This window comes from uncultured Nocardioides sp., from assembly GCF_947489365.1.
GTDB lineage: Bacteria > Actinomycetota > Actinomycetes > Propionibacteriales > Nocardioidaceae > Nocardioides.
On record NZ_CANLDB010000002.1, the window covers coordinates 114,316 to 136,026 of the forward strand.

Here is a 21,711-nt window from a genome sequence, read left to right on the forward strand (position 1 = left end):
GGACGACGTCAGCGGCCCAACGACTTCCGCCACCCGGTGAAGGACTGCACCGGCGCCGGGCGGGGCCGGATGAGCCAGGGCCAGGGGTGGGTCTCGACGACGTCGAGGCCGGCGGCGCGGCGGGCCCACCCCGGCACCGGTGCGTACGTCGCGGCGAGGGGCGTCCCGGACAGCTCGGCGACGACGTCCCCGCGGCGTACCTCGACCTCGCGCGTCGCGGCCAGCTCCCCGAGGGTCTCGGACAGGAAGACCAGCCGCTTGCCCGACAGCCGCAGCCGGCGCAGCAGGGGCTCGTCGAAGACGAAGACGGCCGGGCGGTCGGCGTCCGCGGCCAGGGCGGGGTCACGCTCGGAGAGCGACTCCGCGGTCAGCCACACCCGCTCCGCTCCCCCGGCTCCCTCGACCTCGGCCGGGCCCGGAGGGATCTCGCCCTTGCGCAGGTCGGGACCGTCCACCGACGGCCCGGTGTCGGCCTCGGGCCACCCCTGCACCGGGCAGTCCTTCTTCAGGGCGCACCGGTTGCACAGCTGCGGCGCCCGCTTCTCGACCTGCCACCGGCTGAAGCCGTACGGCTTGCCCGAGCCCGTGCCGATCGTCCACTGCCACCCGAGGCGGTTCGCGGCCCGGGAGCCGTCGACGAGGTGGGCGAACATCTCGTCCTCCCCGTCCCGCCAGGTCGCCCCGGCGCGGACGGCCCACTGCGAGGCCAGCCACATGCGGGTCTGGTTCACGACCCAGCCGTCGTCGTGGAGCTCGCCGACGACGGCGTCCATGCAGGCCATCTCGCGGGGCCACGGCTCGTCCCACGCCGGCGGGCGTGGCTGCTCGCGGCGCAGGCTGCGGCCCAGGTCATCGCCGACGCGGGCGTAGAGGTGGCGGGCGTACTCCTGCCACATCAGCTCGTCGCGGTACTTCGTGCGGTCCCGGCCCTGAGCGTCGGCGACGGCGTCCCAGACCTCGGTGAGGGTGAGCAGCCCGTGCCGGATGTACGGCGACATGCGGCTCGCACCACGCCGTTCGACCGGCAGCACCGTCGAGCGCGTGCGGGCGTAGCTCGTGACGTCGAGCGTCGCCAGGGCGGCGTCGGCGGCGGACTGGCCACCCCGGAACGCCCCCGAGCGGACCCCGTCGGGACCCTCCCGGGTCAGGTCGCCGAGGTGCTCGGCGACCCACGCCTCGACGTCGGCGACCTCGGCACCGTCGGCGACGGACGGGGGGCTCGGCAGGACGGACATGCCCCCAGGTGCCCCGAGACGCCTCAGCGCAGCAGGGCGGCGACCTCCTCGATGCCCCGCCGCACCTCGTCGTACGACGTCGACAGCGGCGAGAGCCCGATGCGCAGGCCGCCGGGGTCGCGGTAGTCGGGGATCACGTCCCGCTTCCACAGCGCCGCCACGACCTCCCGCATGCGCGGGTGGGTCAGCGTGAGGTGGCCTCCGCGGCGCCCGGCTTCGCGGGGCGAGGCCAGCTCGACGCCCAGCGGAGCGAGCAGCTCGTCGGCCAGCTCGATCGCGTACGACGTCAGGCCGACCGACTTCTCCCGCACCGCGGGCATCCCCACCGCGGCGAGCAGCGCGAGCATGTCCCGCATCGGCTGCATGGCCAGCACCGGCGGGGTGCCGGACAGGAGCCGTCGTACGCCGGGGTCCGGGGTGTGACCGGGGCCCATCGCGAACGGGTCCGCGTGGCCCATCCACCCGCTCACCGGCTGGTCGAGCTCGGGCAGGTGGCGCGCGGCGACGTACCCGAACGCCGGGGAACCGGGTCCGCCGTTGACGTACTTGTACGTGCACCCCACGGCCAGGTCGACGTCCCAGGCGTCCAGCTCGACCGGCACGGAGCCGACGGAGTGCGAGAGGTCCCACAGGGTCAGCGCGCCCGCCTCGTGCGCGAGGGCGGTGATGCCCGGCACGTCCGCGACGTACGCCGACCGGTAGGCCACGTGGCTGGCCAGGACCACCGCGGTCTCCGGCCCGACCACCGACGCCGCCTGGTCGAGGGTCAGGCCGGCGGCCGGGTCGGTCTCGACCCAGCGCAGCCGCAGCCCGCACTCCCGGGCGACCGCCTCGGCGACGTAGCGGTCGGTCGGGAAGTTGTCGGTGTCGACGACGATCTCGGTCCGGTCCGGACGCGCGGCCACGGCGGCCCGGAGCAGCTTGTAGAGGACGACGGTGGTCGAGTCGGCGACCACCACCTGGCCGGGGGCGGCGCCGAGGCAGACCAGCCCCAGCTCGTCACCGACGACGAGCGGCAGCTCCATCCACTGCTCGTCCCAGCCGCGGATCAGCCGCCCGCCCCACTCGTGCTCGACGAAGACACCCATCCGCTCGACCGTGGTCGCCAGCGGCCGGCCGAGCGAGTTGCCGTCGAAGTAGGTCAGCGGCGAGCCTGCCCCCACGAACCGGTCGCGGTAGGCCGCGAGGCGGTCGTCGTGGTCGAGGGCGGCGGCGCGCCCGGAGGCCGCGCCGGTGGGGGTCCCCGTCGAGTTCATGCGCCAGTCCTACCGGACGGTGCCGCCACCGTCCTCCCCCGGCGCGCGGGGCAGCCGGATCGTGGTGGCGTACGGCCGGTGGTCCGACGAGGCGACCGGGGCCAGCACCCGCGGCCGGGCGACGTACGACGTCCCCGCGTCCACGAGGCTGCCGTCGATGACGCGCGAGCGGACGTAGCCGTCGCGGACGTCCTCGAACGTCCCCGGCCCGTCGTACGACGCGGGCCAGGCGGGCACCAGCCCCGAGCCCGCCCAGGCCGCTCGCAGGTGCTCCCGGGCCCACGGCTGCTTCACGTCGACGTTCCAGTCCGCGACGACGAGGCGCACGTCCGGGTCGTGGCGCCGCGTCAGCCGGTCGACCTGGGCGCGGTAGCCCGCGAGCGCGTCGTCGTACGCCGCCAGCCGGCTGGCCAGCACCGGGGCGGGGTCGAAGCCGGTGCCGTCGGGGCGCTCCACCAGCGACGGCAGGTGGGCCACCGTGACCAGCAGGACGACCCCGGTGTCGCGGTGCTCCAGCACGACCGCGGTCGCGTTGGAGGGGATGCTGCGGGCGGCGCCCTCCTCGGACGGGAAGGTCCGCTCCGAGACCGGCAGCGTCGCCCGCGCGCGCTCCGTCCAGGCGGCGTCGCGCCACGCCACGCTCGCGTCCGCGCGTCGGGCGGGGCGCGGGCCCGTGCCGGGGAACCACGCCGCCGACCAACCCGGCGCGGTGAGGACGGCCTGCCGGGCGGGGTCCCCGGCGGACTCGGTCATGGTCACCAGGTCCGCGTCGCGACGCCAGCGGCGCAGGTCCGCCGCCACCGCGTCCGCCGACGCCGTCCACAGCGAGCTGGCGTGCACGTGCCGCAGCCGCAGCGCCCCGACCGGCGGCGGCTCCGGCCCCGGACCGACCACCGGGGCGGCCTCCGCCGGGGTCGGGGGTCCGCAGAGCGGGAGGAGCGCGACCACGGCGAGGAGCAGGCAGGACAGGACGGTGTGAACCCGAGACGTCACGTCCCGCGACGCTAGGAAGCCGGTGCGATCAGCGGGTGACCTCGTCGTGAACGACGGACGCACGTCCTGCGGATAGCGTGCCGCCGTGCGACGCATCCTCGGCCTGGCCGGCCCGCCGGGCGCCGGCAAGACGACGTACGCCGTCGCGTGGGCTCGGGAGATCGGCGCGGCGTACCTGCCCATGGACGGCTTCCACCTCGCCGACGTCGCCCTCGACGCCCTCGGGCTGCGGGACCGCAAGGGCGCGCCGGAGACCTTCGACGCCGCCGGGTACGCCGCCCTGCTGCGGCGCCTGCGCGAGGGTCCGGCCGACACGGTGTGGGCGCCGGCGTTCGAGCGGGACCTCGAGCAGCCGCTGGCCGGGGCGATCGGGATCGGCCCCGAGGCCGACGTCGTGGTCACCGAGGGCAACTACCTGCTGCTGGACACCCCGTCGTGGCGGGCGGTGCGCGACGCGCTCGACGAGTGCGCCTACCTCGACGTCGACGACGCCGTACGCCACGAGCGGCTCGTCGCCCGCCACGTGGCGTTCGGCAAGACCCCCGCGGACGCCGAGGCCTGGGTCGAGGCGGTCGACGAGCCGAACGCGGCACTGGTCGTCGCGTCGAGGCCCCGCGCGGACCGCGTCGTCCGCGCCGGGACGACGTAGATCCACCTGCCAACAAACCGGCCCTGAGGGGCACCGGGCGCGGAACACCCGTTCTCCCAGGACGGCCACGGCGCGGTACGCCGTCCACGAGCCCTCGGACCCCGTCGACGCCCTGACCTGGGACGACGTCCGGAAGGCCCTGATCCGGCCCTGGCGAGACATCACCACCGGGGCCGTTCGTTACAGCGAGAGTTGCCAAACCGGCCGGTAACAACGGGGCCGGGTGGTCGCGGCCGCCACCCCGGTTCTGCCATCGTCGATCTGCCGCCTTCCCGGCGGCCACCGCCTCGGACCGCGGTCCCGCCCACCGTGCGGGACCACCGAGAGCCCGTCCGGTCGCGTCGCACGCCTTGCGTGCGGCGTGCCGTCGCGGGTCCACCGCCCCATCGTGACCCGACGGGTCGGTGCCGCGCGTCCGAACGACGTAGAGGAGACACCCATGAGCACCACGACCGTCCAGACCCCCACCCGAGCCCGCCGCGTGACGACGGGTCTCGCCGCCCTCGCCCTGTCCGGTTCCCTGCTCGCCGCGGGGGCGGGTCTCAGCCCCGCCGCCGCCGCGGAGTCCCAGCGCTCGCCCGCCTCGCCCGTCGTCAGCAGCACCGACCAGGCCAAGGTCACCGCGAAGGTGCGCGGCGTCGCCGAGGACGGCCGCAAGGTCGTCGGCCGGTTCACCCCCGAGCGCTTCGTCGCCGGCTCCGACGGGGTCGAGGTCGTCGGCGAGATCACCGGCAAGCTCGTCGGCAAGCGCGGCCAGCGGACCTTCACCGAGACCGTGCGGATGCCGGTGCAGGAGATCAACGGCACCGACCTGACGGACCTGCCCACCGGCTCCCGGGCCGACGTCGCCCGCGACGCCACGCGGGCGGCGCAGGACGGCCCCGCCTGCGACGTGCTGAACCTGGTGCTCGGCCCCCTGGACCTCGACCTGCTCGGCCTGGAGGTCAGCCTGAACCGGGTCGTGCTGGACATCGTCGCCCGCAGCGGCGCCGGCAATCTGCTCGGCAACCTGCTGTGCGCGGTGACCGGCCTGCTCGACGGCCTCAGCCTCGGCCCGGTGCTGCAGCGACTCGTCGACGCCCTCAACGACCTGCTGGGCGGCCTGCGCCTCTGAGGACCTGAGGACCGGCGCCGGTCCCGGACGCCCTGGTGCGTCCGGGACCGTTGGCCGTCGCCTACGCCGAGCTGCCCCTGACCCCCGCGGACCCGGTCGCCTCGGCGCGGGCCCGGTGCACCGTCTCGGGGGCGAGGAGCCACGGCAGCACCGCGAGCAGGCTGACCATCGCGGTCACCCCGAAGGCCCAGCCGAAGCCGAGGCGGTCGGCGACGACCCCGACCAGGATCGGGCCGACGATCGCGCCGGCGTCCTGGGCCATCTGGAAGGTGCTCAGCACCGTCCCGCCGCTGCGCCCCGCCCCGATCACGTCGGCGACGGTGGCCTGCTGGCCGGGGTTGAGCAGCCCGGCACCGAGCCCCGAGAGCGCGGAGAGCACGAGCAGGACCAGCAGGTCGCCGCTGAGCCCGATGAGACCGAGACCGGCGGCCGTGACCACCAGTCCGGTGAGCACCAGCGGCTTGCGGCCGACGCGGTCGGCCACCCGACCCGCGACCTGCAGGGCGGCGGCGGTCCCGGCGGCGGCGAGCGCGAGCGACACCCCGGCGACCCAGGTCGCGTCGTGGACGACGACCGCGAACTGCGGGAGCACCGCCACCCGGACACCGAAGTTGCACCAGCCGTTGGCGAACGCCGAGGCCAGCGCCGCCCGGTACGCCGCGTCGCCGAGCGCCTCGCGCACCCGCATCGGCGGCGCCGGCGGGACGTCGGGATCGGTCACGGGACGCAGCCGGGCGCTCGAGAGGCGCAGGCCGACGACGGCGGCCGCGGCGACCAGCGCGACGGCGTACACGACGAACGGGACGCGGAGCCCGAAGCCCGCCAGCGCCCCGCCGATGACCGGCCCGAGCATGCCGCCGAGGAGGAACGAGCTGGCGTACGCCGAGGACACCCGGCCGCGGATCGTCGGCGGGGCGAGCCGCACCAGCAGCGCCATCGCGGAGACGGTGAACATGGTCGAGCCGATGCCGCCGAGCCCGCGCAGCACCAGCAGCTGGGTGTACGACTGCGCGAAGGCGGTCGCCAGCGACGACGCGGCCACGACGAGCAGGCCGGTCAGGTAGACCGGCCGCTCCCCCAGCCGCGAGACCAGCGCCCCGCCGGCGGGTGCGAACAGCAGCCGGAAGAACGCGAACGCCGAGACCACCGTCGAGGCCGCGGCGACGCCGACGTCGAAGCTGCGGGCGTACGCCGGCAGCACAGGCGAGACCAGGCCGAAGCCGATCGCGATGACGAAGGCCGACGCGACCAGGACCTTGATCTCGGCCGGGATCGGGAGCTTCGGCTCCTTGGCCGCCTTGGCCTTCGTCGTCCCGGGCGCCCCGGGCTCGCGCCGCTTCAGCTCGTCACGGCGCCGTGCGCCGCCGACTGCACGACCTGGGCGTACTTGCCGAGGACGCCGCGGGTGTACTTCGGCGGCTTCGGCGCCCAGCCCTCGGCGCGGGCCTCGAGCTCCTCGGCGGACACGTCGACGTCGAGGCGCCTGTTGGCGACGTCCAGGGTGATCCGGTCGCCGTCGCGGAGGAAGGCGATGGGCCCGGCGTCCACGGCCTCCGGGGCGACGTGGCCGACGCAGAGGCCCGTCGTCCCGCCGGAGAAGCGGCCGTCGGTCATGAGCAGGACGTCCTTGCCGAGCCCCGCGCCCTTGATCGCGCCGGTGATGGCGAGCATCTCGCGCATGCCGGGCCCACCCTTGGGGCCCTCGTAGCGGATGACGACGACGTCGCCGGCGACAATCGCACCCTCGGTGAGGGCGTCCATCGCGGCGCGCTCCCCGTCGAAGACCCGGGCGGTGCCGGTGAAGACGGACTCGTCGAAGCCCGCGGACTTCACGACGGCGCCCTCGGGGGCGAGGGTGCCCTGGAGGATCGTCAGGCCGCCGGTGGCGTGGATCGGGGTGTCCATGCCGCGGACGATGGTCCCGTCGAGGGCGGGGAGCTCGATGTCGGCGAGGTTCTCGGCGAGCGTCTTCCCGGTCACGGTGAGCGCGTCGCCGTGCATCAGCCCGGCGTCCAGCAGCGCCTTCATCAGCACGGGGATTCCGCCGACGCGGTCGAAGTCGGTCCAAACGTACTTGCCGAACGGCTTCATGTCGGCGAGGTGCGGGACCTTGTCGCCGATGCGGGTGAAGTCGTCCAGGGTCAGGTCGACCTCGGCCTCGCGGGCGATGGCGAGCAGGTGGAGGACGGCGTTCGTCGAGCCGCCGATCGCCATGGCGACCGCGACGGCGTTCTCCAGCGACTTCTTGGTGATGATCTGCCGCGCGGTGATGCCGTGGCGCAGCAGGTTGACCACGGCCTCGCCGGAGCGGTGGGCGATCTTGTCGCGGCGGCGGTCCACGGCCGGGGGCGACGCGGAGCCGGGCAGCGCCATGCCGAGCGCCTCGGCGACCGCGGCCATCGTGTTGGCGGTGTACGCGCCGCCGCAGGCACCCTCGCCCGGGCAGATGGCGCGCTCGACCTTGTCGACCTGCTCGCGGCTGATCTTGCCGGCCAGGCAGGCGCCGACGGCCTCGAAGGCGTCGATGATCGTGACGTCCTCGCCGTCGACCTTGCCGGGCAGGATGGTCCCGGCGTACAGGAAGACGCTCGCGAGGTCGAGGCGCGCGGCGGCCATGAGCATGCCGGGCAGCGACTTGTCGCAGCCGGCGAGCAGCACGGAGCCGTCGAGGCGCTCGGCCATCATCACGGTCTCGACGGAGTCCGCGATGACCTCCCGGCTGACCAGCGAGAAGTGCATCCCCTCGTGGCCCATCGAGATGCCGTCGGAGACCGAGATGGTCCCGAACTCCATCGGGAACCCGCCCGCGGCGTGCACCCCGCTCTTCACGGCCTGCGCGAGACGCTGCAGGGACAGGTTGCAGGGGGTGATCTCGTTCCACGACGAGGCGACGCCGATCTGGGGCTTCTCCCAGTCGTCGTCGCCCATCCCCACCGCCCGGAGCATGCCCCGGGCGGCGGCCCGCTCGAGGCCGTCCGTGACGTCGCGCGAACGCGGCTTGATGTCGATCCCCGGGGTGCCGTCGGTCTGCTCAGCCATGCCTCGCACGATATCCCCGCGCCCGCGGCCCGGCGTACGCCTGCCCGGGCTGTGAGCCCCCTCCGGCGGCGCCTCGGGCCGACTCGGCGGGATGCCGGTCACAGCCGTACTCTCGTTGCCCGTGGACTGGACGCCGTACGACGCTGCTCTCTTCGACCTCGACGGCGTGGTCACGCCGACCGCCGAGGTGCACATGCGGGCCTGGGCCGAGATGTTCTCGGACTTCCTGGCCTCCTGGGACGGCGCGGGCGACACCAGCGCCTACACCGACGCCGACTACTTCGACCACGTCGACGGCAAGCCCCGCTTCGACGGGGTCCGCGACTTCCTGTCCTCGCGCGGCATCGAGCTGCCCGAGGGCGAGGACGACGCCGGAGCCGACGAGGTCAGCGTGAAGGGTCTCGGCAACCGCAAGAACGACGCGTTCAACGCCGTCGTCGAACGCGACGGCGTCACGGCGTACGACGGGTCGGTGGCGCTGCTGGACCACCTCCGCGACGCCGGCATGCCGCTCGCGGTGGTGTCGAGCTCGGCCAACGCGCCGGCCGTCCTGCGCGCCGCGGGCCTGCTGGACCGGTTCGCGACCGTCGTCGACGGACGCGTCGCGAAGGAGCTCGGGCTGCCGGGCAAGCCCGCGCCGGACACGTTCCACCACGCCGCGCAGGTGCTCGAGGTGCCCGACGCGAAGGCCGTCGTCCTCGAGGACGCCACCTCCGGCGTGCGCGCCGGACGGGCCGGCGACTTCGGGCTCGTCATCGGCGTCGACCGCGGCGCCGGCGCGGACGCGCTGCGCGAGGCGGGCGCCGACGTCGTCGTCTCCGACCTCGCCGAGCTGGTCGAGGGGCCCGTGCAGGGGGCAGGACGGTGATCCTCCCCGACATCAGCGAGGACTCGCTGGACCGCTCCCGCTTCCCCGTCGACGAGTGGGCCCTGCGCGAGACCGCGCACCGCTCCTCCGACCTCGGCACCACCGAGACCCTGTTCGCGGTCGGCAACGGCTACCTCGGCATGCGCGGCAACCCCGAGGAGGGCCGCGACGCCGTCCAGCACGGCACCTTCGTCAACGGCTTCCACGAGACGTGGGAGATCCACCACGCCGAGTCGGCGTTCGGCTTCGCGCGGACGGGCCAGACGCTCGTCAACATCCCCGACGCGAAGGTCATGAAGATCTACGTCGACGACGAGCCGCTCATCCTCGGCACCGCCGACCTCGAGTCGTACGAGCGCACCCTCGACCTCGCCGCCGGCCTGCTGCGCCGCAGCCTCGTCTGGCGGACGCCGTCGGGCAAGCGGGTACGGATCGACTCCACCCGCATGGTCTCCATGACCGAGCGCCACCTCGCCGTCCTGGAGCTCGAGGTCACCATGCTCGAGGGCGACGCCCCCGTCGTCATCTCCTCGCAGGTGCTCAACCGGCAGGACGGCGAGGACGAGTACCACGTCGCCGACGCCGCGATGGGCGAGAGCCGCGACCCCCGCAAGGCGGGTCACTTCGCCGACCGGGTGCTGGTCCCCCAGGAGCACTGGGCCACCGACAACCGGATCTTCCTCGGCTACCGCTGCCGCAACTCCGCGATGACCCTCGCGGTCTGCGCCCACCACGAGCTCGACACCACCGACGACGTCGAGCGCGTCGTCCGCAGCGAGGACGACCTCGGCAAGATCGCCTTCCGCATCGACGCCCACGAGGGCGTGACGACGAGGCTGACCAAGCTCGTCACCTACCACACCTCGCGCGGCGTGCCGGTCCGTGAGCTGTCCGACCGCTGCGACCGCACGCTCGACCGCGCGGTGCGGCACGGCGCGGCGGCGTACCGCGCGGACCAGCGCGGCTGGTTCGACGACTTCTGGCGGCGCTCGGACGTCGTGGTCGAGGGGCACCCGGCGCTGCAGCAGGCGATCCGCTTCAACCTGTTCCACCTCGCCCAGGCCGCGGCGCGCTCCGACCAGCAGGGCGTCCCGGCGAAGGGGGTGACGGGCAACGGCTACGAGGGCCACTACTTCTGGGACACCGAGGTCTACGTCGTCCCGTTCCTCGTCTACACGATGCCGGAGATCGCGCGGAACTGCCTGCACTTCCGCTCCCGCATGCTGCCCGCCGCGCGCGACCGCGCCCACGAGCTGGCGCAGGTCGGCGCGCTCTACCCCTGGCGCACGATCAACGGCGAGGAGGCGTCGGCGTACTACGCGGCCGGCACCGCCCAGGTGCACATCGACGCCGACGTGGCCTACGCCCTGTCGAAGTACGTCGACGCGACCGGCGACACCGGCTTCCTCGTGCGCGACGGCGTCGACATCCTCGTCGAGACCGCCAGGCTGTACGCCGACCTCGGCTTCTGGCGGCACCCCGCCAACGGCGACGCGTCGAAGTACGGCGACCACCCGACATTCCACATCCACGGCGTCACCGGGCCGGACGAGTACACGACGGTCGTCAACAACAACCTCTTCACCAACGTCATGGCCCGGTTCAACCTGGAGCGGGCGGTGCGAGCCGTCGACGAGGTCCGCGACGCGGACCCGGTCGAGCACGAGCGGATGGTCAAGCGGCTGGGCCTGCGGTGCGAGGAGGTCCAGGAGTGGCGCGAGGCCGCCGAGGCCATGTGCATCCCCTACGACGACAACCTGGGGATCCACCCGCAGGACGAGCACTTCCTCGACCGGGAGGTCTGGGACCTGTCCCGCACCCCGGCCGAGCTGCGGCCCCTGCTCCTGCACTACCACCCGCTGGTGATCTACCGGTTCCAGGTGCTGAAGCAGGCGGACGTCGTCCTCGCGCTCTTCCTGCAGGGCGACCGGTTCACCGCCGCGGAGAAGCGCGCGGACTTCGAGTACTACGACCCGATCACCACGGGCGACTCGACCCTGTCGGCGGTCGTGCAGTCCGTGATGGCCGCCGAGGTCGGCTACCACCAGCAGGCGCTGGCCTACTTCCGCAAGGCGCTGTACGTCGACCTGCTCGACCTGCACCACAACGTCGTCGACGGCATGCACGTCGCATCGGCCGGCGGGGTGTGGAGCGCGCTGGTCTCCGGGTTTGGCGGCATGCGCGACCACGGCGGGGAGCTGCGGTTCGACCCGCGGCTGCCGGTCGACTGGCCGGGGCTGTCGTTCCCGCTGCAGTGGCACGGCAACCGCGTGCGGGTCCGGGTCGCCCAGGAGGCCATCACCTTCGTCCACGAGTCCGGCGACGGCGCGGTGACGGTCGACGTCCGTGGCGCGTCGTACGAGGTGGCGCCGGGGGCCACGGTCGAGGTGCCGCTGGAGCACCAGGGCCAGCGCATCGACGGGATGCTCGGCGACCGCCCGCTCATCGGCGGCCGCCGCGCGGACGGCTCGCGCATCACCGCCGGCGTCCCGTCGCCGTCGTACCCCGCGGACGAGGCCGAGAGCGCCGACCACCTGGTCTGAGTCGGACACGAAGCCACACAGTTCGGCGCCGGGCGGCCCCCGCCTCCCCGTCCTGCCGCGGAGGCGAGGTCGCAGGACCGCCGAACTGTGCCCTTTTGTGCAGGTCTACTGCGCCGGTGCCGGCGGGATCGCCCGCGCGGAGCTGGCCGTCGCGCCGGCGACCGCGACGATGACGCAGGCGACGGCGGCCCACTGCGTGGGCGCCAGCAGCTCGCCGAGGACGACGATCGCGGCCAGCGCGGCGACGGCCGGCTCCAGGCTCATGAGGATCCCGAAGGTCGACGACGGCAGGGTCCGCAGCGCGACCAGCTCGCAGGAGTACGGCAGCACCGAGCTCATCAGTCCCACCACGAGCCCGATGAGCAGGATGCGCGGGTCGAGCAGCGAGCCCTCCCCCGAGGCCAGCACGAACGGCGTCAGCAGCAGCATCCCCACCAGGCTCGCCAGCGCCAGGCCGTCGAGCCCCGCCCAGCGGGCGCCCGTGCGCTGCGACAGCAGGATGTACGTCGCCCACGCGGCGCCGGCCAGCAGCGCGAACGCGACCCCCACCGGGTCGAGGTCCGCGCGCTCCAGCCCGAGCAGGACCACGCCGAGCCCGGCCAACCCCACCCACAGCAGGTCGCGGACGCGGCGCGAGCCGACCAGCGCGACACCCAGCGGGCCCACGAACTCGATGGTCACCGCGATGCCCAGCGGGATGCGGGCGAACGACTGGTAGATCGCCCAGTTCATCAGCCCCAGCGTGAGCCCGAAGGCGACCATGGTCAGCCAGTCGTCCCGGGTCCTGCCGCGCAGCGAGGGCCGCGCGACGAGCAGGAGCACCAGGGTGCTGGTGGCCAGCCGGAGCCACACCATGCCCGTCGGGGACACCTCGTCGAACAGGTCCTTGGCGAACGCCGCACCCACCTGGACCGACACCACACCGACCAGGACGAGGACGACGGCGCGGTTCACGGCGGCACGCTACGAGGCGTGGAAGGCACGGGTTCACACGGGTGTCACGAAGCGTTGACGGGCCCGACGCCCGGACGGGGCTAAGGTGGCGGGACAGCCCCACGCACACCCCCCGGAGCACCTCATGCCTCACGTCCTCTCCCTGCGGAGCGCCGTCGGGGACGCCGTGTCCCGCTGGGCGACCGAGTCGCAGCAGGGTGCCCGTCGCAACGCGATGGTCGCGTCCACGGCGCTCGCCGCCCGGCGCAAGGAGCGGGCCGACGTCGACGACTTCCTCGCCGAGCGTGGCGCCGCCGAGGTCCCGTCGTACGACGGCTCCCGCGAGGTCCGCGGCGCCCTCTGAGCCGACCCCGCCACGGCTGGGGCACAATCCCCGCCATGGTGGGGACCCCCGTGCCGGAGACCGGAAGTGACCCCGGCGGGGCACCTGAGCCCTCCGGACTGACGTTCAGCGACGTCACCAGCACGGACGGCACCCGGCTGCGGGCGTGGAGCAACGAGCGGATCGCCGGCCCCGGCGCACCCACCGTGCTGCTCTGCAACGGGCTCGGGACCAACCCGTACACCTGGCCCGCACTGCTCCGGCCGGGGTGCGGCGTCCGCGTCGTGTCCTGGTACCACCGCGGGACCGGCGGCTCCGAGCGCCCGCGGCACCGGCGTGACGTCACCATCGACGACTTCGTCGCCGACGCCCTCGCCGTCATGGCGGACGCCGGCCTCGACCGCGTGCCCCTGATGGGCTGGTCGATGGGCGTCAACACGGCGTTCGAGCTCGCCGTCCGCCACCCCGAGAAGGTCTCCGGGCTGTTCGCGGTCGCGGGGGTGCCGGGGTCGACGTTCGCGAGCATGCTGGCCCCGGCCCGGTTGCCGCGCGGCGTCGCGCAGGCGCTGACGGTGAACGCCGCCCGCGTCCTCAAGTACGCCGGCCCGGCCATCACCCCCCTCGCCCAGCGGTTGAGGATGGGCCGCCTCGGGGTGGGGCTGCTGACCCACTCCGGCTTCATGTTCCCCACGCCCGACGCCGAGGGCACCGGCCGCGCCGTCCGCGACTTCCTCACGACGCCGGTCGACTGGTACGGCCACGTCGCCCTCGCCACCGCCAAGCACCGCCGCGTGCCGCTCGGGACGATCCGGGTGCCGACCGCCTTCGTGGCCGGCCGCTGGGACGTCCTCGCCGGTGCCCGCGACATGGCCACGGCCGCCGCCCGCATCCCCGGGGCGACGTACGTCGAGCTGCCGGCGACCCACTTCGTCCAGATGGAGCGTCCCGACGAGGTGCACGCCCTGCTGTTGGACTTCCTTGCCACAGTGGAGGGATGAGGCCCCCGAGGACCCGTCGACTCCGTCCCCTGTCCACGGCCGTCGTGCTGGGGGTGCTCGGGACCGGCTCCCTGGTCGCCTGCGGCTCGGACGACGTCGACACGGGCACCGAGCCGACCGTGACCGCCTCGTCGTCGCAGGACGAGCCCGAGGAGCAGCCGTCGGCCCCGTCCTCCTCGGAGACCCTGTCGGGGAGGCTCGGCCCGATGGAGGTCACCGGCACGGTCACCGAGGACCTCGAGGCGCCGTGGGGCCTGGACTTCCTGCCCGACGGCGACGCCGTCCTCACCGAGCGGGACACCCGCCGGGTGCTGCGGATCGACCCCGACACCGGTGAGCAGACCGAGCTCGGCGTCGTCGCCGCGGCCGCTCCGAACGGCGAGGCCGGCCTGCTCGGCGTCGCGGTCTCCCCCGACTTCCGCCGCGACCGCACGCTCTTCCTCTACTACACGACCGGCGAGGACAACCGCGTCGCCCGCGCGACCCTGGACGGCGACACCCTGGGTGAGCCCGAGACGATCCTTGACGGCATCCCGCTGAACAGCTACCACGACGGCGGCCGCCTCGCCTTCGGCCCGGACGGCATGCTCTACGTGTCCACCGGCGACGCCGGGAACCCCGACCTCGCCCAGGACCCGGACTCGCTCGCCGGCAAGGTGCTGCGGATGACCGCGGACGGCGAGGTCCCGCGCGACAACCCGACCCGGGGCTCGCTGGTCTACACCCTCGGCCACCGCAACGTGCAGGGCCTCGCCTTCGACGACGACGACACCCTGTGGGCCTCGGAGTTCGGCGACCAGACGTACGACGAGCTCAACCGGCTCGAGCCGGGCGGCAACTTCGCCTGGCCCATCAACGAGGGCCAGGGCGACGTCCAGGGTGGCGACCTCATCAACCCGCAGGTCGTCTGGAGCACCGACGACGCCTCCCCCTCCGGCCTGGCGTACGCCGACGGCATGCTCTTCGTCGCCGCCCTCGGCGGCGAGCGGGTCTGGCGGGTGCCCCTGGACGGCGACCGCGCCGGCGAGCCCCAGGACTTCTTCACCGACACCTACGGCCGCATCCGCGAGATCAAGCCCGCCCCCGACGGCGACCTCTGGGTGATCACCAACAACACCGACACCCGCGGCGAGCCCCGCGCCGGCGACGACCGCATCCTGCGGGTCTCGACCGGCGTGGAGTAGGCCGACTCGGCTCGTCGTCCGGCCGGGTCCGGGCTTGCGCCGCCCGGTGGCCGCGGTCTGCGATGCGAGGTTCATCGGGATGGACATCGACGTCGCCTTCGACGCTCGTAACGAAGCGGGCACCCGGCATCCTGATCGCTTCGGTCTGACCCTTCGCCGCCACCACCAGGTGTTGCGGGCCAAGCGTTTAGCGTGGCGTTCGTCCGTGCTCGCAACGAGCGGATCAAGAAGTGGGCCGCGGCTCGGGCACCTTGACCCGGGATCGCGCGGGATCGGTGTTCTCAGGTGACACCGATCCCGCACGATCCGTGACCGCGGCTTCAGTCCGGCACGACGGTGGCGCGGCGGGCGGCGCGGCGCAGGGTGGTGAGGATCGCCGGGCCGAGGAGGACCACGCAGAGGGACGTCGTGATGGCGCGGCCGGTGTCGAAGCTCGTGGTCGACGTGAGCAGGGTGTAGACCCCGAAGCGCTGCAGGTTCTCCAGCACCGGGTCGCCCGGCACGAAGGCCAGGCTCTCGGAGATCCCGGGCAGGCCGATGCCGAGCAGGAACGGCCAACCGGTGAGGTTCATGAAGAGCCCGTAGAGGTACGCCGCGACGACGGCGTACGCGACGAGCATCGCGATCTCCGCCTTGCCGGACGCGCGTCGCGGCAGCAGCCCGGCGCCGAGGCCGACCCAGGCGGCGCAGAGCATCTGGTACGGCAGCCACGGCCCCACGCCGGCCGTCAGCAGCGCCGAGGCGAACAGCGAGGTGCACCCCAGGACGAACCCGAAGCCCGGCCCGAACACCCGCCCGCCGAGGATCAGCAGGAAGAAGACGAGCTCCACCCCGGCCGTCCCGGCGCCCATCCCCCGCAGCACCGCGTTGACCGCGGTGAGCACCCCGAGGACGGCGAGCACCCGCGAGTCCATGCCGCCCTCCGACAGCTCCGCGAGGACGACGGCGAGGATCACCGGCAGCAGCGCGAGGAAGAGGAACGGCGGGTCGACCCGCTCCGCGCCGGCCTCCGGCACGAGCAGCAGCGGCCACGTCAGCATCGCGAGCCCGGCGAGGGAGGCCAGGCCCATCACGAGCGCCGACCGGCCCGTGACGCGGACGGCGGTCTGCCGCGGCACCGCCTTCTCGGCCGCGCTCACCGGCCGGCCCCCGCCAGCGCCCTGGCCACCTCGTCGACGTGCAGCCAGCCCGGCCCGAGGACCTTGGTGACCTGCGGCGCGAACGACGGCGACTCCGCGAGCACCCGTCGTACCGGGCCGTCGGAGACGACCTCGCCCTCGGCGAGGACGACGACCGCGTCGGCGACCCCGGCGACGAACTCGACGTCGTGGGTCGCGACCAGGACGGCGCGGCCGGCGGCCGTCTGGTCGCCGATGATCCCGGCGAGCACCCGCTTGGCCGCGTAGTCGAGGCCGCGGGTGGGCTCGTCCAGCAGGAGCAGGTCCGGTCCGGCGGTGAGGACGATCGCGAGCACGAGCGCGAGCCGTTGGCCCTCGGACAGGTCGCGGGGGTGCTGGTCGGCCTCGATGCCGGTCACCATCGCGTCGAGCAGGCCGGCGCAGGTCCCGGCGGGCGCGCCGGCGCCACCGTCGGCGGCCTCGCACTCCTCGGCGACCGTCTCGAGGTAGAGCAGGTCGGCGGCCGTCTGCGGCACGAGGCCGACGCGGCGCCACCGGTCGTCACGCGGCAGGTCGGTCGGGTCGACCGGACCGTCGACGCCGACGACCCGCAGCGAGCCGCCGTGCCGCGTGCCCGGGGACGCGCCCTGCAGCGCCCACAGCAGCGTCGACTTCCCCGCGCCGTTGCGGCCCATGAGGGCGGTGACGCGGCCCGCCGGGAGGGTCAGGTCCACGTCACGCAGCACGACCCGGGGGCCACGCGCGAGCGTGAGGCCGCGGACCTCGGCGGCGACCGCCCGGCCGGTCGACGGTGCGGGCGCGGCCGGCTCCGGCGGTGTGACGGACAGGTCGCGCGCCCGGCGTCGGGCCTCCCGGACGGTCAGCGGCAGCGGGTCCCACCCGGCCAGGCGGCCGAGCTCGACGATCGGCGGGGCGGGCTGGTCGGGCTCCGCGTCGCGGAGGACGTCGGCCGGGTGGCCCTCGCGGACGGCGCCGCCGCCGGCGAGCAGGACCATCCGGTCGGCGAACGGCACGACCCGCTCGAGGCGGTGCTCGGCGAGGACGACGCCGAGCCCGACGTCGTGGACCAGCCGGGTCAGCGTGGCCAGCACCTCCTCGGCCGCGGTGGGGTCGAGCGCCGAGGTCGGCTCGTCCAGCACGAGGTAGCGGGGGTGCATCGCCAGCACCGAGCCGATCGCGACGCGCTGCTGCTGCCCGCCGGACAGCGTCCGCAGGTCGCGGTCGCGGAGGTCGGCGACCCCGAGCAGGTCGAGGGTCTCCTCCACGCGACGGCGCATGGTCGCGGGCTCGAGGCCGAGCTGCTCCATGCCGTACGCGAGCTCCTCCTCGACGGTGTCGGTGACGAACCCGGCGGCCGGGTCCTGGCCGACGTACCCGACCAGGCCGGTCCGCTCGCGCGGCGGGGTCTGCGTGATGTCGGCGCCGTCGGCGAGCACCCGACCGGTGAGGGCGCCGCCGGTGAAGCGCGGCACCAGCCCGGACAGGACGCCGAGCAGCGTGGACTTGCCGACGCCGGTCCGGCCCGCGACGAGCACGAGGTCGCCCTCCTCGAGCGTGAGGTCGACGGCGTCCAGCACACGGCGGGGCCTGTCGTCGGGTCCGGCGTACGTCAGGGAGATGTTCCGCAGCTCGATCACGCGGCCGCCCCCTCGCGCTCGCGGACGAGGAACGCCGCGGGCGGTCCCCCGGTGGCGAGCACCGGCGGCGGCGCGGCGAACGCCGCGACGAGCCCGAGCAGGCCCGCGGCCAGCCCGGTCAGCGACAGCTGCGGCACGGACAGGAGCTCGGGGTAGGCGACGACCGGCTGGTACGTCGAGACCCACCAGCCCAGGACGGCCGCGCCGAGGCCGGAGGCGACGACTGCGATCTCCGCGGCGCGCCAGCGGTCGGGCCGGTAGCGGGTGCGGACGACGGCGCGCCCCGCGCTGAGCATGCCGAGGACGGCGACGCCGAGGCCACCGAGCAGCATCGGCAGCGCGAGCCAGCGGGGCGCGGTGGTGTCGAGGACGGCGTACGTGCCGACCGCGACCCCCATCAGGCCCAGCACCATCAGGGCGCCGGTGCGCAGCCGCTGCCGGGCGGGGACGTCGCCGGACCGGCCGTAGCCCCGGACGTCCATCCCCGCCGCGAGGCTCAGGGAACGCTCGAGGGCGTCCTCGAGGATGGGCACCAGGAACCGGCGCAGGGAGCGGACCCGCCCGGTCGGGCCGGGGCGCAGCCGTTGCGCCGCCCGCACGCGACGCGCCGAGTCGGCGAGCTGCGGGACGACGGTGACCGCGACGACCAGGACGGTGCCGATCTCGTACAGCGCGGGGGGCACCGACTTCAGCAGCCGCTTGGGGTTCGCCAGGGCGTTCGCGGCGCCGACGCAGAGCACGAGCGTCGCGAGGCGCAGTCCGTCGTAGAAGCCGCCGAGCACGTTCTCCGCCGTCACGTCGCCGAGCAGCTGGATGCCCAGCACCACGTCCGGCAGCGGGATCTCGGGCAGCCGGAGGATCACCGTGCCGCCGTACCCGCCGCCGAGCAGGACCCGGAACAGCACCCGGAGCACCACGATCACCACGGCGAGCCAGACGTAGATCCGGAAGGCGCGCGACCACGGGTGGTCGCCGCGCCGCAGCGTCACCGTGACGACGGCGACGCCGATGACCGTCATCAGGAGCAGCGGGTTGAGGGTGAGCGAGCCGACTGCCGCGAGCCCGAGGGCCCACAGCCACCAGGCCACGGGGTGCAGGTCCCGCGGCAGTCGCGCTGCGCTCATCCGTCCATCCTGCGGGCTAGGGGGTGCCGCCCGTGCGGCGCCGCCACACGACGGCCCCGACGCCACCGGCGGCGAGGACCAGGAGCACCGCGAGCGGCACCCAGACCGGCAGGCCGGCGGGGTCCTCCTCGGTCGCCGAGGACACCTGCTCGGTGTCCCCGTCGGCGTCGGTCAGCGGGGAGTCGACGGACTCGCCGGCGCCCTCCTCGTCGGCCGTGCCGTCCCTCTTCCGGTCCTTCGTGGCGCCCTTGCGCTTGTCCTTGTCCTTCCGGGCGCCCTTGCCGGCCTTGTCGGCCTTGTTCCTGCCCTGCGCGCCACCCTTGCCGTCCTTGCCGCTCCGGGCCCCGGCGCCGCCGTCGGCGGTCGGGTCCTCGGTGGGGTCCTCGGAGGCGCTGGGGGTGTCCTCGGGCGAGGTCGACGGCATGTCGGACGACGACCCGCCGCCACCGGAGCCGCCGTTCGAGCTGCCGCCACCGGAGCCGTTCGATCCGCCACCGTTGCCGTCACCCCCGGCGGGTGCCTCGTCCTCCCGGGCGACGGGTGCGACGTCCGGCGGGGACTTGGCGGACTGGCCCTGCCAGGACCACGCGAGGTAGCCGCCGTCGGGCACCTTCAGTGAGTTCACACCGAGGCTGGAGTACACCCACGGACCGCCGTTGCCGTCGGTCCACCACAGGCTCCAGTACGCCGTCGCGGGGGGCGTGTTCACGCACGGGTCCTGGGACTGGGTCGGCTTGCCGTTCACCCGGCAGACGAAGCCCGGGGTGCGGGCGACGTCGGACTGGCTGACGCCGGCCGAGGAGAACACCCCGCGCGCGACCTTGCCGCCGCCGTCGGCGACGCAGCCCTGGAGGATGTCCCCTCCGAGCTGGTTGTAGTCGACGACCACCGTGACGCCCCCGGCCCCGGTGCACCCCGCCGCCGACGCCGTGGGCGCCGGGGTGACGGGGAGCGCCGGGACGACGAGCGCGGTGGCCAGCGCGAGACCCAGCGCCCCGAGGATGCGCGGGAGCCTCATCGGACGACGTAGGAGGTGGCGCCGGTGCGGTTGCCGAACTGGCCCACGACCTTCATCGCCGCGTCGCCCTTCGGCCCGGTGACCCGGTAGGTGGCGCGGAAGACCCCGTTGCCGTTGGCGGTGCCGCGGGCCACCCGGGTGCCGTCGACCTTGACGGTCACGCGCTCCTGGGCGGCGAGGCGCTTGACGGTGACCGTCTGCTGGGCCTTGCGGGCGACGCGGGACTTCGCGACGTTCGCGGCCAGCGTCGTCTTGTCCAGCGCGCGAACGGTCACGCTGTCGACCTTCTGCGCGAACGTCGACAGGCGGTAGGTGCGGTTCGCCGTGCCGGACGGGACGTCCACGGTGACCTCACGGTCGGCCGCGTTGGGGACGTCGAACCGGGTGGCGGGCCCGGTGAGGCAGCTGCGGGTCCCGCGGGTCAGGCCGGAGACCTCGAGGGTCAGGGGCTGCCCGGCCTTGACGAAGCGCGTCGCGCGGGCCTGCGCCAGCGAGCCCTTCACCGCGCCGAGGGAACGGAGCGCCGGCACCGCCTGCGCGGAGGCACGACGGAACTGGTCCCGGTTGGTGGCGTCGATGCCCGACTCGCGGCCGGCCTCGAGCGCCGCCCGGTCGTAGGCGACGGTCCCGACCTCGGTGCGCAACGCTCCGTCGCACGCCGTGGCCTGCTGACGGGCGATGTACGCGGCCGCGCGGGCGGCGGCACCGTTCTCACCCGCCTGCCCGAGGGCCCAGGCGACGACACCCGTGCTGTTGGTGTTGGGGACGTCGGTCGGCGGCGCCCCGGCGTAGGAGCCGTCGGGGGCCTGCTCGGACAGCATCCAGTCCACGGCCGAGTCGATGGCGTCCTGCACGGGCGAGCCGGGGGCCGGGTCGGTGGCGAGGAGGTTCAGGACCGCGATGCCGGTGGTGTCGGTGTTCGGGGCGCTGTCCTCCTCGGAGGTGGCGCCGTCGCAGGTCTGGTCGGTGTCAGCCTTGTCGTCGAGGAAGGCGCGGAAGAAGCCGTCGCTGCACTGCTGGTCGAGGAAGAAGTCCATCGCGGAAGCACCGCGAGGACTGTCGGCGACCACGAGGGCGCGGGCAGCGAAGCCCTGGCCGATCGCGTTGGCCGTGTCGCCGAAGCTCGTCCGGTCCTCGATGCGGCCCGCGATCGGGTCCTCGGTGGCGACCAGGCCGCTGAGCTGGTTGATCAGGTTCGTCCCGGACACGTCGCGGGGGTCCCCGCCGCGCTGCTGGACGTAGGAGGCGAGCTTGGCGGTGGCCCCGGCGTACCGGGAGTTCTCGTCGCCGAAGGCGTTCCCGGTGGTGTAGGACTCGACGCCCTCGTCGCTGGTCACGGCCGCGGTCAGCGACCGAAGGGCGCCGGCGTACCGGTTCGAGGAGAAGTCGTCGAGCGCCAGCCCGGTGTCGACCGTCAGGCCGTAGTCGTCGAAGGCGAACTGGTCGTTGTAGATCACGCCGTCGGTGAGCTGGTCGGCGAGCCAGTCGCCGCCGGCGACGGCGGCGGCGGAGTCGTTCGGTGCCGCCGCGGACGCGGGGGCGACCGGGGCGACGAGCAGGGAGCCGGCGGCGAGGCCGAGCCCGGTGACGAGGGCAGCCGTACGGCGCCCGGGACGAGGGGTCATGAGATTCCTCCAC

At 74.4% G+C, this 21,711-nt stretch carries 18 protein-coding genes; 7 read left to right on the top strand and 11 right to left on the bottom strand.

The window, feature by feature from the left end:
- Nucleotides 1-8: 8 nt before the first annotated feature.
- Genes Q0858_RS05830 through Q0858_RS05840 form a run of 3 tightly spaced genes read right to left on the bottom strand, consistent with a single transcriptional unit; the run spans nucleotide 9 to nucleotide 3,484 of the window.
- On the bottom strand, nucleotides 9-1,235 hold the full coding sequence (locus Q0858_RS05830) for an FAD-binding domain-containing protein (protein WP_299051918.1): 1,227 nt from the start codon (nucleotides 1,233-1,235) through the stop codon (nucleotides 9-11).
- A 23-nt stretch (nucleotides 1,236-1,258) separates the two neighbouring features.
- Nucleotides 1,259-2,491 (bottom strand): aminotransferase class V-fold PLP-dependent enzyme, encoded by a 1,233-nt coding sequence (locus Q0858_RS05835; protein ID WP_299051919.1) that lies wholly within the window; start codon nucleotides 2,489-2,491, stop codon nucleotides 1,259-1,261.
- Nucleotides 2,492-2,500: 9 nt separating this feature from the next.
- A complete protein-coding gene (locus Q0858_RS05840) occupies nucleotides 2,501-3,484 on the bottom strand; it encodes a hypothetical protein (protein ID WP_299051920.1) in 984 nt (327 codons plus the stop codon).
- An 85-nt stretch (nucleotides 3,485-3,569) separates the two neighbouring features.
- Between Q0858_RS05840 and Q0858_RS05845 the strand changes: the two genes are divergently transcribed.
- The gene (locus Q0858_RS05845) at nucleotides 3,570-4,133 is read left to right on the top strand and encodes a nucleoside/nucleotide kinase family protein (RefSeq protein WP_299051921.1); all 564 of its coding nucleotides are present in this window, start codon (nucleotides 3,570-3,572) and stop codon (nucleotides 4,131-4,133) included.
- A 439-nt stretch (nucleotides 4,134-4,572) separates the two neighbouring features.
- Entirely contained in the window at nucleotides 4,573-5,247 is a 675-nt protein-coding gene (locus Q0858_RS05850; protein ID WP_299051922.1) for a hypothetical protein, read from the top strand.
- A 61-nt stretch (nucleotides 5,248-5,308) separates the two neighbouring features.
- On the opposite strand, the gene Q0858_RS05855 is transcribed toward Q0858_RS05850, so the two are convergent.
- Complete coding sequence (locus Q0858_RS05855; RefSeq protein ID WP_299052949.1) at nucleotides 5,309-6,679, bottom strand: MFS transporter; 1,371 nt, start codon at nucleotides 6,677-6,679, stop codon at nucleotides 5,309-5,311.
- A complete protein-coding gene (ilvD, locus tag Q0858_RS05860) occupies nucleotides 6,586-8,286 on the bottom strand; it encodes a dihydroxy-acid dehydratase (protein ID WP_299051923.1) in 1,701 nt (566 codons plus the stop codon). Before ilvD ends, Q0858_RS05855 begins: the two co-directional genes overlap by 94 nt.
- 91 nt (nucleotides 8,287-8,377) lie before the next feature.
- Between ilvD and Q0858_RS05865 the strand changes: the two genes are divergently transcribed.
- Both Q0858_RS05865 and Q0858_RS05870 read left to right on the top strand, forming a co-directional pair.
- Nucleotides 8,378-9,154, top strand: coding sequence for an HAD family phosphatase (locus Q0858_RS05865; RefSeq protein ID WP_299051924.1), 777 nt, complete (start codon nucleotides 8,378-8,380; stop codon nucleotides 9,152-9,154).
- On the top strand, nucleotides 9,154-11,697 hold the full coding sequence (locus Q0858_RS05870) for a glycosyl hydrolase family 65 protein (protein ID WP_299052951.1): 2,544 nt from the start codon (nucleotides 9,154-9,156) through the stop codon (nucleotides 11,695-11,697). The genes Q0858_RS05865 and Q0858_RS05870 overlap by 1 nt, the downstream gene beginning before the upstream one ends.
- 105 nt (nucleotides 11,698-11,802) lie before the next feature.
- Here the strand turns inward: Q0858_RS05870 and Q0858_RS05875 are convergent, their stop codons facing one another.
- The gene (locus tag Q0858_RS05875; protein WP_299051925.1) at nucleotides 11,803-12,651 is read right to left on the bottom strand and encodes an EamA family transporter; all 849 of its coding nucleotides are present in this window, start codon (nucleotides 12,649-12,651) and stop codon (nucleotides 11,803-11,805) included.
- 124 nt (nucleotides 12,652-12,775) lie between these two features.
- Between Q0858_RS05875 and Q0858_RS05880 the strand changes: the two genes are divergently transcribed.
- Genes Q0858_RS05880 through Q0858_RS05890 form a run of 3 tightly spaced genes read left to right on the top strand, consistent with a single transcriptional unit; the run spans nucleotide 12,776 to nucleotide 15,155 of the window.
- Nucleotides 12,776-12,994: a hypothetical protein gene (locus Q0858_RS05880; RefSeq protein WP_299051926.1), complete on the top strand. Its 219-nt coding sequence runs from the start codon at nucleotides 12,776-12,778 to the stop codon at nucleotides 12,992-12,994.
- Nucleotides 12,995-13,029: 35 nt separating this feature from the next.
- Nucleotides 13,030-13,971 (top strand): alpha/beta hydrolase, encoded by a 942-nt coding sequence (locus Q0858_RS05885; protein WP_299051927.1) that lies wholly within the window; start codon nucleotides 13,030-13,032, stop codon nucleotides 13,969-13,971.
- A complete protein-coding gene (locus Q0858_RS05890) occupies nucleotides 13,968-15,155 on the top strand; it encodes a PQQ-dependent sugar dehydrogenase (RefSeq protein ID WP_299051928.1) in 1,188 nt (395 codons plus the stop codon). Before Q0858_RS05885 ends, Q0858_RS05890 begins: the two co-directional genes overlap by 4 nt.
- A 320-nt stretch (nucleotides 15,156-15,475) precedes the next feature.
- Here Q0858_RS05890 and Q0858_RS05895 read toward each other — a convergent pair whose 3' ends face one another.
- The 5 genes from Q0858_RS05895 to Q0858_RS05915 form a co-directional block, all read right to left on the bottom strand.
- Nucleotides 15,476-16,225, bottom strand: a complete 750-nt coding sequence (locus Q0858_RS05895; protein ID WP_299052953.1) for an ECF transporter S component — start codon at nucleotides 16,223-16,225, stop codon at nucleotides 15,476-15,478.
- A gap of 65 nt (nucleotides 16,226-16,290) precedes the next feature.
- Entirely contained in the window at nucleotides 16,291-17,931 is a 1,641-nt protein-coding gene (locus Q0858_RS05900) for an ABC transporter ATP-binding protein (protein ID WP_299051929.1), read from the bottom strand.
- The gene (locus Q0858_RS05905) at nucleotides 17,928-19,055 is read right to left on the bottom strand and encodes an energy-coupling factor transporter transmembrane component T (protein ID WP_299051930.1); all 1,128 of its coding nucleotides are present in this window, start codon (nucleotides 19,053-19,055) and stop codon (nucleotides 17,928-17,930) included. The genes Q0858_RS05900 and Q0858_RS05905 overlap by 4 nt, the downstream gene beginning before the upstream one ends.
- Nucleotides 19,056-19,071: 16 nt before the next feature.
- Complete coding sequence (locus Q0858_RS05910; RefSeq protein ID WP_299051931.1) at nucleotides 19,072-20,073, bottom strand: hypothetical protein; 1,002 nt, start codon at nucleotides 20,071-20,073, stop codon at nucleotides 19,072-19,074.
- Nucleotides 20,070-21,698 carry a hypothetical protein gene (locus Q0858_RS05915; protein WP_299051932.1) on the bottom strand — a complete coding sequence of 543 codons (1,629 nt, stop codon included), beginning with the start codon at nucleotides 21,696-21,698 and terminating at the stop codon, nucleotides 20,070-20,072. Before Q0858_RS05915 ends, Q0858_RS05910 begins: the two co-directional genes overlap by 4 nt.
- Nucleotides 21,699-21,711 lie beyond the last annotated feature (13 nt).

What these genes read in the sequence shown, in the direction of transcription:
- Q0858_RS05830 (WP_299051918.1), bottom strand. Translation starts at nt 1,235, where the DNA reads ATGTCCGTCCTGCCGAGCCCCCCGTCCGTCGCCGACGGTGCCGAGGTC.
- Q0858_RS05835 (WP_299051919.1), bottom strand. Translation starts at nt 2,491, where the DNA reads ATGAACTCGACGGGGACCCCCACCGGCGCGGCCTCCGGGCGCGCCGCC.
- Q0858_RS05850 (WP_299051922.1), top strand. Translation starts at nt 4,573, where the DNA reads ATGAGCACCACGACCGTCCAGACCCCCACCCGAGCCCGCCGCGTGACG.
- ilvD (WP_299051923.1), bottom strand. Translation starts at nt 8,286, where the DNA reads ATGGCTGAGCAGACCGACGGCACCCCGGGGATCGACATCAAGCCGCGT.
- Q0858_RS05865 (WP_299051924.1), top strand. Translation starts at nt 8,378, where the DNA reads ATGCCGGTCACAGCCGTACTCTCGTTGCCCGTGGACTGGACGCCGTAC.
- Q0858_RS05880 (WP_299051926.1), top strand. Translation starts at nt 12,776, where the DNA reads ATGCCTCACGTCCTCTCCCTGCGGAGCGCCGTCGGGGACGCCGTGTCC.
- Q0858_RS05885 (WP_299051927.1), top strand. Translation starts at nt 13,030, where the DNA reads ATGGTGGGGACCCCCGTGCCGGAGACCGGAAGTGACCCCGGCGGGGCA.
- Q0858_RS05890 (WP_299051928.1), top strand. Translation starts at nt 13,968, where the DNA reads ATGAGGCCCCCGAGGACCCGTCGACTCCGTCCCCTGTCCACGGCCGTC.
- Q0858_RS05895 (WP_299052953.1), bottom strand. Translation starts at nt 16,225, where the DNA reads ATGGGCCTGGCCTCCCTCGCCGGGCTCGCGATGCTGACGTGGCCGCTG.
- Q0858_RS05905 (WP_299051930.1), bottom strand. Translation starts at nt 19,055, where the DNA reads ATGAGCGCAGCGCGACTGCCGCGGGACCTGCACCCCGTGGCCTGGTGG.
- Q0858_RS05910 (WP_299051931.1), bottom strand. Translation starts at nt 20,073, where the DNA reads ATGAGGCTCCCGCGCATCCTCGGGGCGCTGGGTCTCGCGCTGGCCACC.
- Q0858_RS05915 (WP_299051932.1), bottom strand. Translation starts at nt 21,698, where the DNA reads ATGACCCCTCGTCCCGGGCGCCGTACGGCTGCCCTCGTCACCGGGCTC.